The sequence below is a fragment of the Microcella alkaliphila genome (assembly GCF_004216855.1).
GTDB lineage: Bacteria > Actinomycetota > Actinomycetes > Actinomycetales > Microbacteriaceae > Microcella > Microcella alkaliphila.
On record NZ_SGXT01000011.1, the window covers coordinates 309,471 to 323,641 of the forward strand.

Sequence of the window (14,171 nt, forward strand, 5' to 3'; positions counted from 1 at the left end):
CGCTTTCGAGGGAGACGTGCCACGAGGGGGTGGCGCGCGAGCGCCGCCCCCTCGACACTACGGGCCGGGTCGGATCAGCGGTCGCCGAAGTTGGCGGCGACCTGACGGGCGACGTCGAGCGCCTCGAGGTCGGCCGGCACGAGTCCGTCGATCGAGTACACGTCGAACAGCGCCTGCTGTCCCTCGGGGGTCTCGGCGATCGCGAGGAACGCGTCCGTGATCGCCTGGATCAGGTCGGCGGGCAGGTCACCGGCGACGGCCACACCGTCGTTGGGGATCTCGTCCGACCACGCGAACACCGTGACCGAGGTGCCCGCCTCGGGGTCTTCCTCGAGCAGGTTGATGCGGGCGTCGTCGAAGCTCACACCGACGGCCGCGTCGCCGCGCTGCACGGCGAGGATCGAGTTCGGGTGCCCACCGGCAAAGAGCGCGCTGATGTCGCTGAACGGGTCGAGGCCGGCGGCGTTCTCGAGCTGCGTTGCCGGGTAGTAGTAGCCCGATGCGCTGAGCTCGTCGACGAACGAGATGGTCTCGCCCGCCTCGATGTTCGCGAGCGCCTCGACGCCGACGGGGCCGACCTCGGCCGTGTCGGTGCCGTTGCAGTGCGAGAACTCGTTGCCGTCGTCGTCGGTCACGATGACCGGCTCGTCGAGGCAGAAGCGGTCGGTGTCGGTCGTGAACCACTGCGTGTGGTAGCTCGCGGTGCCGCGGCGCACCGACTGCAGAACGACCTCGGCACCCGCCTGGTCGGCGGCGGCGACGAGCGCGATCGGGCCGAAGAGGCCCACCTGCGCCTGGCCGGTCTGCATGGCCACGACGAGCGCGGCGTAGTTGTCGGTGACGGTCGTGGTCACGGGGATTCCGATCTCGCCGGCGAGCAGTTCACCGAGCGCCTCGGCGTCTTCGACGAGCTGGTCGAGGTCCTGCGACGGGACGAGGCCGATGACGAGTTCGTCGGGCCATTCGGTCGACTGCGCGTCGGGCGCGGGAGCGGTGGTCGGATCGTCGGCGGGGGCGTCAGTGGCGCAGCCGGCAAGCCCGAGGGCGAGAACGGAGGCGGCGCCGAGGGCGGCCCAGCGGGAAAGGCGTGCAGTCATGATGAGTAGGGTCTCCTGTGCGTGTGGGGTGAGGACAACCGCGCACCCAGGCCCCCGCTGTATTCGGGGCCGACGGTGCCGTGCACCTCCACGCTAGGCAGGATTCCCCGATCGCGACGACCACTTTCCCCGGGCTGACGCCGGAATTTACCGAACGTTCACGGGGCGGTTTCCGCGCCCTGGATGCACTCGCGGAGCTTCCTGAGCGCATCCTGAGGCTGCCGTGCACGCACCGTGGGAGCCGCATCTGCCTGCGGGTGACGGTCGATGAGAGCTGTCCACCCGCCCAGGGCCGCAACGGGCGCAAGGTCATTGCGCCAGATGTCGCCGACCGACGCGAGTGGTGTTCGGGCGGCGTCGTGAAGCTCTCCCCCTTCCGCGAGGAGAGCCTCAAGCCCGCGAGGCTTTCCCGCATCGCCGATGATGTGGTCGACGACGCCGGCGAAACCCAGCGTCGACACGAGAGCCCGGGTGCCTGCGTCGGGCGCATTGGTGACGAGCACTCGGCGCCACCCTATCCAGTGCGCCAACTCATCTGCCATGCCCGGTGCGGCACGCATCGGAACCAGCCCGGCGTCGACGTCAGCGCGTGACGCCCGGTACGCCCGCCCGAGCGCGGCAGCGTCGAGCCCGAGGCGGCGTCCGAGCTCTGCCGTCGCCTGGTAGCCGTCAGACGCCACAACGATGTCGACGGACGAGGTGTCTGCCGCGAGAAACGCGTCGAGCGGGTCGAGGACGAGCGCGTGGGGAATACCGGCCTCGTCCGCCACCGCGCGCGCATAGGCGCGCACCGGCTCGTCTCCGAGGCACAGTGTGCCGTCGAAGTCGAGGATCAGCAGCCCGCTCACGTCAGCCTCAGGCGCGGTCGGCGATGGCTCCGAGTACCCCGTTCACGAATGCCGCCGAATCGTCGGTCGACAGCAGGGTGGCGAACTCGACCGCTTCGCTGATCGCAACGGGTGCGGGAATGTCGTCGTTGTAGACGAGTTCCCACACCGCGACGCGGAGGATGGCGCGGTCGACGGCCGGCATGCGCGCGAGACTCCAGCCGGTGGCGTGCAGTTCGAGCAAGCGGTCGATCGCGTCGGCGTTGTCGATCACGCCCCGAACGATGTCTTCGGCATAGGGCCAGCTGGAGGAGCGTTGCGGCTGAACGGCGGCGCGCTCGGCTTCTTCGCGCAACACATCGCGGAGCGACGACTGACGCACGTCGGCGATGTAGAGCATGTCGAGGGCGCGCTTGCGCGCCTTAGACCGGGCGCTCACGTTAGTCGTTGACGCGGCCGAGGTAGTCGCCCGTGCGGGTGTCGACCTTGACCTTGGTGTTCGCCTCGAGGAACAGCGGAACCTGAATCTCGTAGCCGGTCTCGAGCGTGGCGGGCTTCGTACCGCCGGTCGAGCGGTCACCCTGCAGGCCCGGCTCGGTGTACGTCACCTCGAGTACCACCGACGCGGGCAGGTCGAGGTAGAGCGCGACGCCCTCGTGCATGGCGATCGTGACGTTCTGGTTCTCGAGCATGAAATTCTTCGCGTCACCGACGGTCTCCGACGGGACCGTGATCTGGTCGTAGTCGGTGAGGTCCATGAAGACGAAGCCGTCGCCGTCCTGGTAGAGGTACTGGTAGTCGCGGCGGTCAACGACAGCGAAGTCGATCTTGGTGCCCGCGTTGAACGTCTTGTCGACGACCTTGCCGCTCGTGACGTTCTTCAACTTGGTGCGCACGAACGCGCCGCCCTTGCCTGGCTTCACGTGCTGGAACTCGATGACGCTCCAGAGCTGGCCGTCGAGCGAGAGGACGCTGCCGTTCTTGATGTCGTTCGTAGTGGCCATGGCGTGTTCGTATCCGTTCGTTTGGTGCACAAAGTCGTGTGCGGTGCGCCGGGCACCGCCGGGGAAGTCTAGTCGACGCTAAGCCTGGCGCCGCACCTGGTCGAGGGCGAGGAGGTAGGAGTGCTGGCCGAAGCCGGCGATGACGCCCGTCGCGACGCCGCTGATCACACTCGTGTGTCGGAACGTCTCGCGCGCGTGGGGATTCGACAGGTGCACCTCGATCAGCGGAAGGCCCGCCTCGGTCACGAGCGCGGCGGCATCCCGCAGGGCGTACGAGTAGTGCGTGAAGGCGGCGGGGTTCAGGATGACGGGCATGCGCTCGTCAACGGCCTCGTGCATCCAGCCGATCAGGGTCGCCTCGTCGTTCGTCTGGCGCACATCGAGCGTGACGTCCGGATGGTGCTCGGCGAGCATCCGCTCGATGTCAGCGAGGCTCATCGTGCCGTAGATTTCGGGCTGCCGGGTGCCGAGCCGATCGAGGTTCGGGCCGTTCAGCACCAGCACGCGATCGATGTCTGCCATGCGTTCACCCTACTGGCGGCTCAGGAGCCGACCTCTTGGTACGCGCTGAACAGCAGCGACTCGTCAGTCCCGTTGAGAACCCGGGGGCGGCCGACGTCATCGAGCACGATGAAGCGCAGCATGCCCGCACGCGCCTTCTTGTCGCGCTGCATGGTCGCCAGCAACGTCTTCCACCGGCCGATCGGATACGTGGTTGGCAACGTGAGCGACTCGAGGATCGCGCGGTGGCGGTCGACGACGGCGTCGGGAAGACCCGTGGCGAGCCTCGACAGCTCGGCGGCGAAGATCATGCCGATCGCGACGGCGGAGCCGTGGCGCCAGCGGTAGCGCTCCGCGTGCTCGATGGCGTGGCCGAGCGTGTGGCCGTAGTTCAACATCTCGCGGCGCCCCTGCTCGGTGAAGTCGTCGCTGACGACCTCGGCCTTCACGCGGATGGCGCGTTCGATGAGTTCGCGGAAGACCGCGCTGTTCGGGTCGGTCGCCGTCTCGACGTCAGCCTCGATGAGCTCGAGGATGCGCTCATCGGCGATGAAGCCGGCCTTCACGATCTCGGCGAAACCGGCGAGAATGTCGTTCTTCGGGAGCGTCGCGACAAGGTCGAGGTCGGCGACGACGGCGCGCGGCGCCCAGAAGGCGCCGACGAGATTTTTGCCCTCGGCCGTGTTGATGCCGGTCTTGCCACCGACGGCCGCGTCGACGGCGCCGAGCACGGTCGTCGGAACGGCGACCCACGGCACGCCACGCAGCCAGGTGGCGGCGACGAAGCCGGCGAGGTCGGTGGTCGCTCCCCCACCGAGGCCGACGATCGCGTCGGTGCGCGTGAAGTCGGTCTGGCCGAGGATCTGCCAGCAGAAGGCCGCAACCTCGACCCGCTTGGCCCCTTCGGCGTCGGGCACCTCGGCAAGCAGCACCTCAGTGCGGCCCGCAAGCTGCTCGCGCAGCCGCTCGGCGGTCGGCGCCATGGCCGGCGCGTGGATCACGAGCACCTTGGCGGCGTTCGGCGGCAGCACGGAGCCGAGAGAATCGACGAGGCCGCGGCCGACGTGAACGTCGTAGCCGCCGCCCGAGGCGACGGGGATGATCGTGGCGTCCGTCATGACGCATCCTTCCTCTCGGGGGCGCCCAGGCGCACCCAGTCGGCAATCTCGATGGCGATGGTGTCGGCGGGGCGACGGGAGGTGTCCCAGGTGGCCCGCGCGAGCATCCGATAGGTCGGCATGCGGCGCTCGACGAGGGCCGCCCACTGCGCAACGCCGCCCGCGACGAGGGGGCGCGACGAGCCCGACCGGGTGAGGCGCGCCTCGGCGGCTTCCTCGGTGATCGTGAGCAGCGCGACGGGAAGGCCGGCGAGGCGCTCTGTCGTCTCGGGGGTCATGACCGCTCCCCCGCCGAGCGCGACGACCGCGCCGTCGAGGGCGAGCGCGTCGGCGACCGCATCACGCTCGTAGCCGCGGAACGTCGGCTCGCCCTCGTGCTCGAAGATCTCGGGGATCGGTCCGTGACGATCCACGATCATCCGGTCGGTGTCGACGAACTCAGTCTCGAGAGCGCGCGCGATGCGCTTACCGATTCTCGTCTTGCCGGCCGCCGGCGGGCCGATCAAGACGACGGCGGGATGCGCGCGGTCAGTCACCGGTGATGACGGCCGTCGCGAGCGTGGCCGGAATAGCGGCGCGGTACGCCTCGAGGTTGCGCCGTGTTTCGGCGACGGAGTCGCCGCCGAACTTGTCGAGCACCGCGTCGGCGACGACGAGCGCCACCATGGCTTCGGCGACGACACCGGCGGCGGGCACGGCGCAGACATCGGAGCGTTGGTGGTGGGCGGGCGCGGCGTCGCCGGTGGCGGTGTCGATCGTGCGGAGGGCGTGCGGCACGGTCGCGATCGGCTTCATGCCGGCGCGGACGCGCAGTACGGTGCCCGTCGACATGCCGCCCTCGGTGCCGCCCGCGCGGTCGCTGAGGCGTTCGACAACGCCGTCGCCGGGAACCAGCTCGTCGTGCGCGGCTGAGCCGCGGCGCCGAGTGGTTTCGAAGCCGTCGCCGACCTCGACCCCCTTGATGGCCTGGATTCCCATGAGGGCGTGCGCGAGCTTCGCGTCGAGGCGACGGTCCCAGTGGGTGTACGAGCCGAGGCCCGGGGGCACGCCGTAGGCGAGCACTTCGACGACGCCGCCGAGCGTGTCGCCGTCTTTGTGGGCCGCGTCGACCTCGGCCACCATCGCGGCCGAGGTTTCCGGGTGCAGGCAGCGCAGCGGGTCGGCGTCGAGCGTCTCGACATCGCCGGGACGCGGCAGCGGGGCATCGTCAGGCACCCGCACGGGGCCGATGGAGAGGGTGTGGCTGACGAGGCGGATACCGAGTTCGCCGAGGAACGCGCGGGCGACGGCGCCGAGGGCGACGCGCGCGGCGGTCTCGCGGGCGCTCGCGCGCTCGAGCACGGGCCGCGACTCGTCGAAGCCGTACTTCTGCATGCCGACGAGGTCGGCGTGGCCGGGGCGGGGGCGGGTGAGCGGGGCGGCGCGGCCGCCCGTCAGCTCGGCGGGGTCGACCGGGTCGGGGCTCATTACGGTGGTCCACTTGGGCCACTCGGTGTTGCCGATGCGCAGCGCGACGGGACTGCCCATCGTGACGCCGTGGCGAATGCCGCCCGAGATGTCGAGCTGGTCGGCCTCGAACTTCATGCGCGCGCCGCGCCCATAGCCGAGCTTGCGGCGCGCGAGGTCGGCCTGAATGGCCTCACGCGTGACGGGCACCCCGGCGGGGAGGCCTTCCAGAATGGCCACGAGTTCGGGCCCGTGCGATTCTCCAGCGGTCAACCAGCGCAGCATTGTTCCATCCTCCCACGGCTATTCGGGCGCGGGATGCACGGGGTGCGGCCCGTCAGGACGCCTCCGGCAGCGCGGCGCGCATCGCCGCCTCGACCAGTTCCTCGTCCGGCAGCGGCGACTCCGTCTGGCCGCTGACGAAGAAGCGCGCCTGGCGGACGGCCTGGTGCAGCAGCATGTCTCGGCCGGACGCCACGCGACCGCCTGCGGCCAGCCACGGCGCGGCGAGCGGGCCCGGCCACGGCGAGTAGGTGACGTCCAGCGCGACCGCCTCCGGTGCATCCGTCAGGGTCAGCGGGGTGGGCAGGGGAACGCCGTTCGGAAGAGTCCAGGCGACGACGTCGGTGCCCTCGACCAGGTGGCGAAGCTCGGCGACGTCGACGAGGTCGAGTTCGAGGCCGAGCTCGTCGGCGAGTCGGGTGAACGCTACGGCACGCGCCGGGTCCCGCACGAGCGCGGTAACGCCGCGGAGGCCCAGGTGGTCGAGCGCCACGAGCACGCTGCGCGCCGTCGCGCCCGCCCCGACGACCACGGCGTGTTCGACGTCGGTCGCGCCCGCGTCGGTGAGGGCGCGCTCGACGCCGGCGACGTCGGTGTTGCGGGCGATACGGCGACCGCCGTCGAGCAGCAGCGTGTTGGCGGCGCCCGTCAACTCGACGGTGCGATCGGCGCCGTCCGCAAGTTCGGCCGTCTCCTCCTTGAGAGGCATCGTGACCGACAGCCCGCGCCACTGACGGTCGAGGCCGTCGACGAACGCGGTGAGGCCTCCGGCGCGCACCTCGTGGCGGTCGTAGCCCCAGTCGAGGCCGAGCGCGCGGTAGGCCGCGCGGTGCAGGGCAGGAGACAGCGAGTGCGCGATCGGCGAACCAATCACGGCGAGCCGGCGATCAGGCACAGAACTGCGCGTTCTCATCGCTCTCGCGACACCACGCGCGCAGGCGTTCGACGCCCTGCTCGTGCTCGGCGAGGGTGACCGAGAACTGCGTCTCGCCCGTCGCGAGGTTCACCGTGACGAAGTAGATCCAGTCGCCCTCGGCGGGGTTCAGGGCAGCGTCGATCGCGAGATCGCCGGGTGCCGCGATCGGCCCAATCGGCAGCCCCACGATCGCGTAGGTGTTGTACGGGTTGTCCGCTTCGAGCGCGTCCGCACTCGACCACACCGAGCCGGTGTCGCCCGCGCCGTACTGGGTCGCCGAGTCGAACTGCAGCATCATGTCGATCTCGAGGCGGTTCTGAATGACGCGCGAGACGCGGAAGAAGTCCTCGTCGAGCCGCGCTTCGCGCTGAATCAGCGAGGCGATGGTGAGCACCTCGTGACGGTCCTCTACTGCGACGCCCCGAGCATCCAGGCGGGAGAAGGTCTCGTTCACCATGCGCTGGATGTGGTCTCCCGCGGTGCCGCCCGGCTCGAACGTGTAGGTCGCCGGGAAGAGGTAGCCCTCGATGTTCGGGGCCTCCTCGGGGATGCCAAGTGCCGCGAGGTCGTCGGCGACCGTCTCGTAATCCTCAATGGGCACACCGGTCGCGTCGGACAGCGCGGCGAACACCTCGCCGGCGCGCAGGCCCTCCCGCACGAGCGCGCGGATCGTGATGATGTTCTCGGGGTCGCGCAGGATGTCGAGAGCGGCTTGAGCCGACATCTGTTCCTGCAGTTCGTAGGTGCCCGGCTGGAACTGGATGCTCGGATCGGCGAGCAGCAGGTCGTAGAAGGCGTCGAAGGTCATGGTGACGCCGGCGTCGACTAGGTTGGTGGCGACGTCCGAGCCGATGTCTCCTGGCTGGATTGCGAAGAGCACCTCGGTGCCGTTGCCAGCACCCTCGTAGTCGTTGGGCAGCTCGATGTCGAGCAGGGTGCGGATCTGCGGCTCGTAGTTCGACCAGGCCCAGTAGGTCGCAGCGCCTGCGCCACCGAGAAGCAGCAGCAACACCCCGAGGAGCACCCACGGCCACTTTCGCCGACGCTTCTTCGGCGGCGCGCCAGCGCCAGCGTCGCCGCGCGACCGGCTCGCGCGCCCGCCCGCGGCCCGGGCCTCGCGCCGGCTCTGCGGCGCGGCGGCGGTGGGGGGCGGAGCGGCCGGCTCGGGTTCGTCGCTCGGCTGGGTGCGGAAGATCGCGTCCCAGGCGTCGTCGTTCTCGCCGGCGCTGGCGCTGTCGGGGCGGGAGTCGGTCACGATGTCGGGTGTCCTTCGTCGGCCGTCAGGATGGCGCCCGGTGCGTCCCCGCGGGAACGCTCATGGTCGAGCGCGTGCTGGAGCAGAATAACAGCGGCCACTTGGTCGACGACCGAGCGGCTCGACTTCGTCGTGCGGCCCGCGCCGTGCAGGGCGCGCTGGGCAGACACGGTGGTCAAGCGCTCGTCAACGAGGCGCACGTCGAGCCCGCGCGCGGCCAACTCAGCGGCCAGCGCTCGGGCATCCGCGGTTGACGCCGTGTCAGCGCCGCTCATCGACAACGGCAGCCCCACGACGAGTTCGATCGCGTCATGTTCTGCGGCAAGGGCAACTAAGCGGTCGACCGTGTCCGGCCTACGCGCCACCGTCTCGACCGGCGTGGCGAGCATGCCGTGCAGATCGCTTTTCGCGACACCGACGCGGGCCTTCCCCACGTCGATGCCGAGCCGCACTCCCGACCGCACGGGATTTAGCCTCGGAGCGCGCCGCGAACGGCCGCCAGAGCATCGCCGACTCGCTCGAGAGCGGGACCGCCACCCTGGGCCAGGTCGTCTTTGCCGCCGCCCCCGCCGCCGAGCACCGCCGACGCGCGCTTGGCCAACTCGCCCGCGCGAGCACCGGCGTCGCGGGCCTCGGGGCTCGTCGCCACGATCACGGTTGCTTTACCTGCCGCCGCTCCGGCCAGCGCGACCACGGCGGGCTGGCCCGAGAGGCGCTCGCGCACCGACTGGGCGAGCCGACGCACATCGTCGGCAGACGACACGGCGCCGAGGTCGGCGGCGACGAGCTGCACGGCGCCGACGGACTCGGCCGACTGAGCAAGTGCGGGCACTCGCTCGGACAGCTTCTGTGCCTCAAACTGCTGAATGCGCTTCTCGGCGCTCTTCAGCTGCTGGGCGAGGTCAGCGATGCGGTCGGCGAGGTTTTCGCGCGGCGTCTTCAGCTGCGCGGTGAGCTGCTGCACGAGCGCGCGCTCGGCGGCGAACTCGCGGAACGCCTCCAGCCCGACGAGCGCCTCGACGCGGCGGTTCGTCGAGCCGACGCTCGACTCGCTCACGAGGCTGATCATGCCGATCTCGGCCGAACGGGACACGTGGGTGCCGGCGCACAGCTCGCGCGACCAGGGGCCACCGATGTCGACGACGCGCACGCGTTCGCCGTACTTCTCGCCGAAGAGCGCCATCGCGCCGAGCGACTTCGCCTCGTCGAGCCCCATCACGCGGGTTTCGACGGCGAGGTTGTCGCGCACGGCGATGTTGCTGATCTCTTCGATCTCGCTGCGGGTTTCCGGGCTGAGTGCCTGGTTCCAGCTGAAGTCGAGGCGCATGTAGCCGGCCTTGTTGTACGAACCGGACTGGTGCGCCTCGGAGCCGAGCGTCTGGCGCAGGGCGGCGTGGATGACGTGGGTCGCCGAGTGCGCCTGGGTCGCCGAACGACGGTACTCGGCGTCGACGATCGAGCGAGCGGCCATGCCGACCGCGACCTCGCCCGTGCGCACCTCGACGCGGTGGCTGACAAGCCCAGCAATCGGACGCTGCACGTCGAGCACGTCGAGCTCGAAGCTGTGGCCCACGATTGTGCCCTCGTCGGCGTCCTGACCACCTGACTCGGCATACAGGGTCGTGTCGGCGAGGATCACCTCGGCCAGCTGGCCGGCGCTCGCCCGGTCGACGCTCTGCCCGTCGACGATGATGCCGACGACCGTGGTCTCGGCCTCCAGCTCGTCGTAGCCCAGGAATCGCGTTTCGCCGAGGGAGCGGAAGCCGCCGTACACCGAGACGTCGGCGAGCACAGCCTTCTTCGACTTGGCGTCGGCCTTCGCCCGCGCACGCTGCTCAGCCATCAGGGTGTCGAACGCCGCGCGGTCGACCGACAGTCCCGCCTCCTCCGCCATTTCCAGCGTCAGGTCGATCGGGAAGCCAAACGTGTCGTGCAACTGGAAGGCGGTGTCGCCGGGAAGCACGCTGCCGCCCGACTTCGTGGTCTCGGCGACCGCCACATCCAGGATGCTCGTGCCGCTCGCGAGCGTCCGCAGGAACGCGTCCTCCTCACCGAGTGCAAGGCGCGAGACGCGGTGGTAGTTCTGCGCGACCTCGGGGTACGCGGCGCTCATCGCATCCCGGGAGGCGGCGAAGAGCACCTCGAAGCTCGGGGCGTCCACGCCGAGCAGCCGCATGGCGCGGATCGAGCGGCGCATGAGGCGTCGCAGGATGTAGCCGCGCCCCTCGTTGCCGGGCGCGACGCCGTCGGTCATGAGCATGAGACTCGAGCGCACGTGATCGGCGATGACGCGCATCCGCACGTCGTCGTCGTGGTTCGCGCCGTAGCGGCGACCCGACATCGCGGCCGCCGCGTCGAGAACGGGGCGCACCTGGTCGATCTCGTACATGTTCTCGACGCCCTGCTTCAGAAACGCGACGCGCTCCATGCCCATGCCGGTGTCGATGTTCTTGTTCGGCAGCTCGCCGAGAATGCGGAACTCGGTCTTCGACGTCACCTGGTCGATCGCGTACTGCATGAACACGAGGTTCCAGATCTCGATGTACCGGGTGTCGTCCACGGCCGGGCCGCCCTCGGGGCCATAGGCGGGGCCGCGGTCGAAGTAGATCTCGCTGCACGGGCCCGCGGGGCCGGGCTGACCGGTCGACCAGTAGTTGTCTTCCTTGCCCATCGACTGGATGCGCTCGTCGGGAAGCCCCGCGATTCGCTTCCACAACTGGCGCGCCTCGTCGTCGTCTTCGTAGACGGTGACCCAGAGGTCTTTCTCGTCGAAGCCGAGGCCGCCGTCGGCCTCGGGCATCGTGAGCAGCTCCCAGGCGTACTCGATCGCGCCTTCCTTGAAATAGTCGCCGAATGAGAAGTTGCCGTTCATCTGGAAGAACGTGCCGTGCCGGGTGGTCTTCCCGACCTCCTCGATGTCGTTCGTGCGGATGCACTTCTGCACACTGGTGGCGCGCGGGTACGGCGCCGGCACGACGCCTGTGAGATACGGGATGAACGGCACCATGCCCGCGATCGTGAACATGACCGTGGGGTCATCGGCGATCAGGCTGGCGCTGGGAACGACGGTGTGGCCTCGCTGCCCGAAATAGTCGAGCCAGCGGCGCTGAATATCGGCGGTCTGCACCGGTTACTTCAGCTTGTTCGACAGATCAGCGATCGTGTCTTCCGCTTCGGCGACGGCGGCGCGCAGCTCGGCCTCGCGCTGCTTGTAGCCGTCGATGACGGCCGAGCCGAACTCGCGGGCGCGGCTGTCGACCTCGTCGAAGAACTGGGCGCCCTGCTCGGTGCGCGAGTACTGGTGGGCGGCGACGGCACCCACCGCAACGCCGACGATGAACCAGAGAGCGTTCTTCATGAGGGACTCCTTACAGCCGAGGTGTGGTGGCGTGCGCGGTCTCGCGCGTACGGGCAGTCACCCAGCCTAGCGGCCCCGCGAACGACGTCGGGGGCCCGGCAAACATGCCGAGCCCCCGACGGGATAAATCAGTGTGCGCTAGCGCGCGGCGTAGTACTCAACGACGAGCTGCACGTCACAGGTGACGGGCACCTCGGCGCGCTTCGGGCGGCGCACGAGGCGCGCCTGCAGCTTGTCGAGCTCGACCTCGAGGTAGCCCGGGGTCTTCGGCAGCACGTCGACGTGGCCACCGGCGGCGGCGACCTGGAACGGCTCCATGCCCTCGCTCTTCGGCTTGACGTGGATGAGCTGGCCCGGCTTCACGCGGAACGACGGGCGGTCAACGAGCTGGCCGTCGACGAGGATGTGGCGGTGCACGACCATCTGACGGGCCTGCGCGGTGGTGCGGGCGAAGCCGGCACGCAGCACGAGCGCGTCGAGGCGCATCTCGAGCAGCTCGACCAGGTTCTCACCGGTCATGCCTTCGGTGCGGCGGGCCTCCTGGAATACGTTGCGCAGCTGCGCCTCGCGAATGCCGTACTGGGCGCGCAGACGCTGCTTCTCGCGCAGGCGGACCGCGTAGTCGCTGTCCTGCTTGCGGCGGGTCCGGCCGTGCTCACCGGGGCCATACGGACGCTTCTCGAGGTACTTGGCGGCCTTCGGGGTGAGGGCGATGCCGAGCGAGCGCGAGAGGCGGGTCTTGCTGCGGGTACGTGACTTAGTCGACACGAACGGTTTCCTTCCATGACGTGGCCGCGGCGTTCGCGACTCACGGACGTACATCCCGCCTCCCTGCCCGGGCGCACGTCGCAGCGTTCCGGAGGATCCGATAAGGAATGGGTGGGATGTGCTCGTGACCTGACGAGCCGGTAAAGCTTAGCAGAATGGCGGCACTTAGCCGCCGGTCGCTCGGCCCCGGACGATCGCGCGCAACTTCTCGAGCCGCGCGGCGATGTCGCGCTCGGCACCGCGAGCCGTCGGTCGGTAGTACTCACGCCCCACGAGGCGGTCCGGCAGGTACTGCTGGGTCGACACGCCGTGCTCGTCGTCGTGGGGGTAGCGGTACCCCTTCCCGTGGCCGAGAGTTTTCGCCCCGGGGTAGTGCGCGTCGCGCAGGTGCAGGGGCACGACCCCGGCCTTCCCCGCCCGCACGTCGGCGAGAGCCGCGTCGATCCCGAGATAGGCGGCGTTCGACTTCGGTGCGGTCGCGAGGTACACCACAGCCTCGGCGAGCGGGATTCGCCCCTCCGGCATGCCGATCAGCTGCACCGCCTGAGCCGCGGCGACGGCGAGCGGCAACGCCTGCGGGTCGGCGACACCAATGTCTTCAGCCGCAGAGATGATCACGCGTCGCGCGATAAACCGAGGGTCCTCCCCCGCCTCGATCATCCGCGCCAGGTAGTGCAGGGCCGCGTCGGGGTCGCTGCCGCGAATCGACTTGATGAACGCGCTGATGACGTCGTAGTGCTCGTCGCCGGCGCGGTCGTAGCGCAGGAGCGCCCGGTCGACGGCGGCGGAGACCGCTTCCGCCGTGATCACGGGATGCTCGTCCTCCTCATCGGCGGTCGCGAGCGTTGTCTGCGCGGCTGCCTCGAGCGCGGTCAGCGCGCGTCGGGCATCCCCGGACGCCAGGCGAACGAGCGCGGCGCGCGCCTCGTCGTCGAGCGTGACGCGACCGGCGAGCCCGCGAGGGTCGACGACGGCGCGGTCCACGAGCATCCCGAGGTCGTCGTCCTCGAGCGGTTTCAGCGTGAGCAGGAGGCTGCGGCTGAGCAGGGGGGAAATCACCGAGAAGCTGGGATTCTCTGTCGTCGCGGCGATCAGCACGACCCAGCCGTTCTCGACGCCGGGGAGCAGGGCATCCTGCTGGGCCTTGGTGAATCGGTGGATCTCGTCGAGAAACAGCACGGTCGTCGAGCCGTAGAGGTCGCGGTCGCTGAGGGCGCGCTCCATGACCTCGCGCACGTCTTTGACTCCGGCTGTGATCGCCGACAGTTCGACGAAGCGGCGCCCTGACTGACGGGCGATCGCCTGGGCGAGCGTCGTCTTTCCCGTGCCGGGAGGCCCCCACAGAATCACCGAGACGGCGCTCGGGCGCGCCTCGGCTCCGTCAGCGGCGAGCGCGACGAGCGGCGAACCGGGGCCCAGGAGGTGGTTTTGGCCCGCGACCTCGTCGAGCGACGTCGGGCGCATGCGAACCGCGAGCGGGGTCGCGCCGCGATGAAGCCCCTCCTGCTGCATCGCTCCAGGCTAGCGGGGTGGGGTGAGGCTCTCGCGCGGGCCTCGACTAGAGTTCGACGCGGTGAAAAAACGTGGCGAGACTCGCCA

General features: G+C 69.8%; 15 protein-coding genes. All 15 read right to left on the reverse strand.

Going from position 1 to position 14,171, the window contains the following annotated elements; translation table 11 throughout:
• Positions 1-74: 74 nt before the first annotated feature.
• Entirely contained in the window at positions 75-1,097 is a 1,023-nt protein-coding gene (gene phnD / locus EV140_RS02120; protein ID WP_130280576.1) for a phosphate/phosphite/phosphonate ABC transporter substrate-binding protein, read from the reverse strand.
• 158 nt (positions 1,098-1,255) lie between these two features.
• Entirely contained in the window at positions 1,256-1,945 is a 690-nt protein-coding gene (locus tag EV140_RS02125; protein ID WP_130280578.1) for an HAD family hydrolase, read from the reverse strand.
• Between the two features lie 7 nt (positions 1,946-1,952).
• Positions 1,953-2,363: a transcription antitermination factor NusB gene (gene nusB / locus EV140_RS02130; RefSeq protein ID WP_130280580.1), complete on the reverse strand. Its 411-nt coding sequence runs from the start codon at positions 2,361-2,363 to the stop codon at positions 1,953-1,955.
• A 1-nt stretch (position 2,364) separates the two neighbouring features.
• Complete coding sequence (gene efp, locus EV140_RS02135; protein WP_130280582.1) at positions 2,365-2,928, reverse strand: elongation factor P; 564 nt, start codon at positions 2,926-2,928, stop codon at positions 2,365-2,367.
• A gap of 78 nt (positions 2,929-3,006) precedes the next feature.
• Positions 3,007-3,441: a type II 3-dehydroquinate dehydratase gene (locus tag EV140_RS02140; RefSeq protein WP_130281038.1), complete on the reverse strand. Its 435-nt coding sequence runs from the start codon at positions 3,439-3,441 to the stop codon at positions 3,007-3,009.
• A gap of 29 nt (positions 3,442-3,470) precedes the next feature.
• Positions 3,471-4,547: a 3-dehydroquinate synthase gene (gene aroB, locus EV140_RS02145; RefSeq protein WP_130280584.1), complete on the reverse strand. Its 1,077-nt coding sequence runs from the start codon at positions 4,545-4,547 to the stop codon at positions 3,471-3,473.
• Positions 4,544-5,083, reverse strand: a complete 540-nt coding sequence (locus EV140_RS02150) for a shikimate kinase (protein ID WP_130280586.1) — start codon at positions 5,081-5,083, stop codon at positions 4,544-4,546. Before EV140_RS02150 ends, aroB begins: the two co-directional genes overlap by 4 nt.
• Entirely contained in the window at positions 5,076-6,278 is a 1,203-nt protein-coding gene (aroC, locus tag EV140_RS02155) for a chorismate synthase (RefSeq protein WP_130280588.1), read from the reverse strand. The genes EV140_RS02150 and aroC overlap by 8 nt, the downstream gene beginning before the upstream one ends.
• 52 nt (positions 6,279-6,330) lie before the next feature.
• Positions 6,331-7,170 (reverse strand): shikimate dehydrogenase, encoded by an 840-nt coding sequence (locus tag EV140_RS02160; RefSeq protein ID WP_241971249.1) that lies wholly within the window; start codon positions 7,168-7,170, stop codon positions 6,331-6,333.
• Complete coding sequence (gene mltG, locus EV140_RS02165; RefSeq protein ID WP_157985578.1) at positions 7,163-8,446, reverse strand: endolytic transglycosylase MltG; 1,284 nt, start codon at positions 8,444-8,446, stop codon at positions 7,163-7,165. Before mltG ends, EV140_RS02160 begins: the two co-directional genes overlap by 8 nt.
• The gene (gene ruvX / locus EV140_RS02170) at positions 8,443-8,910 is read right to left on the reverse strand and encodes a Holliday junction resolvase RuvX (RefSeq protein ID WP_130280594.1); all 468 of its coding nucleotides are present in this window, start codon (positions 8,908-8,910) and stop codon (positions 8,443-8,445) included. The genes mltG and ruvX overlap by 4 nt, the downstream gene beginning before the upstream one ends.
• 5 nt (positions 8,911-8,915) lie before the next feature.
• The gene (gene alaS, locus EV140_RS02175) at positions 8,916-11,573 is read right to left on the reverse strand and encodes an alanine--tRNA ligase (RefSeq protein WP_130280596.1); all 2,658 of its coding nucleotides are present in this window, start codon (positions 11,571-11,573) and stop codon (positions 8,916-8,918) included.
• Between the two features lie 3 nt (positions 11,574-11,576).
• On the reverse strand, positions 11,577-11,804 hold the full coding sequence (locus EV140_RS02180) for a hypothetical protein (protein WP_130280598.1): 228 nt from the start codon (positions 11,802-11,804) through the stop codon (positions 11,577-11,579).
• Positions 11,805-11,942: 138 nt separating this feature from the next.
• Positions 11,943-12,572 carry a 30S ribosomal protein S4 gene (rpsD, locus tag EV140_RS02185; protein ID WP_096421342.1) on the reverse strand — a complete coding sequence of 210 codons (630 nt, stop codon included), beginning with the start codon at positions 12,570-12,572 and terminating at the stop codon, positions 11,943-11,945.
• Between the two features lie 165 nt (positions 12,573-12,737).
• Positions 12,738-14,084, reverse strand: coding sequence for a replication-associated recombination protein A (locus tag EV140_RS02190; RefSeq protein ID WP_130280600.1), 1,347 nt, complete (start codon positions 14,082-14,084; stop codon positions 12,738-12,740).
• Positions 14,085-14,171 lie beyond the last annotated feature (87 nt).

What these genes read in the sequence shown, in the direction of transcription:
- EV140_RS02190 (WP_130280600.1), bottom strand. Translation starts at nt 14,084, where the DNA reads ATGCAGCAGGAGGGGCTTCATCGCGGCGCGACCCCGCTCGCGGTTCGC.
- aroC (WP_130280588.1), bottom strand. Translation starts at nt 6,278, where the DNA reads ATGCTGCGCTGGTTGACCGCTGGAGAATCGCACGGGCCCGAACTCGTG.
- aroB (WP_130280584.1), bottom strand. Translation starts at nt 4,547, where the DNA reads ATGACGGACGCCACGATCATCCCCGTCGCCTCGGGCGGCGGCTACGAC.
- phnD (WP_130280576.1), bottom strand. Translation starts at nt 1,097, where the DNA reads ATGACTGCACGCCTTTCCCGCTGGGCCGCCCTCGGCGCCGCCTCCGTT.
- efp (WP_130280582.1), bottom strand. Translation starts at nt 2,928, where the DNA reads ATGGCCACTACGAACGACATCAAGAACGGCAGCGTCCTCTCGCTCGAC.
- EV140_RS02180 (WP_130280598.1), bottom strand. Translation starts at nt 11,804, where the DNA reads ATGAAGAACGCTCTCTGGTTCATCGTCGGCGTTGCGGTGGGTGCCGTC.